Raw genomic sequence first — 630 nt, 5'->3', positions numbered from 1 at the left:
ACACAAATAAAGCAATGCCCCGGATAATCCATTTTATTCTGCTCACTCTTCCTCCCTGCGCTTTTTGCCTGGTGAATGGTATAACTTGTGCCCTGTGGCTATCTGGCACACATCATTTCACTCGTTGGCTAATAGCCCTGCCAGACGCTTTTACTTCTGACATGTTGCGGGTTCCTGCATATTCATCGGCTCTTTAATTGGGTAGGAATAGGCACCGTAGCCGGCTACACCCGCATAAATTTTTACCTGATGGCAAGGAAGAAAATGGACGTTAATGCCCGCACTCTCCTTATATTGCGGAATGGGAACATCAGCACTATAGCGAAGGTATTTGGCCTTATGCTGTAGGTACGCCTTGTTATAAGCATCTGTTCCCAAAGGCGGTAAATGAGCTTTTGGGTTAGGATCAACCTCCCACTCAATATGTGCAGTCATCCCAGGTCGCCACTGGTCCGGGATCATAACGCAGCACACATTTCCATTTAGCGTCGCATGGTAGCCGTTTACTGAAAACCAGTTAACGTTCTGCCCGGCAACATGGTTGTATCCTCTAATATTCCCTGCGCTCGACTCGCCAGCCTGGGAGTGCGAACATCCCGATAACAACACTGACACAAATAAAGCAATGCC

Annotated in this window: 1 protein-coding gene; it reads right to left on the bottom strand. The window is 47.9% G+C overall.

Going from position 1 to position 630, the window contains the following annotated elements; genetic code table 11:
- Window positions 1-150 precede the first annotated feature (150 nt).
- A partial coding sequence (locus PGQ95_RS26310) for a DUF3304 domain-containing protein (protein ID WP_430919883.1) occupies window positions 151-630 on the bottom strand: 480 nt, incomplete at its 5' end.

It is taken from the genome of Klebsiella sp. 141240 (assembly GCF_050600805.1).
GTDB classification, from domain to species: Bacteria; Pseudomonadota; Gammaproteobacteria; order Enterobacterales; family Enterobacteriaceae; genus Klebsiella; species Klebsiella aerogenes.
This window is presented reverse-complemented; position numbering and strand designations above follow the sequence as displayed.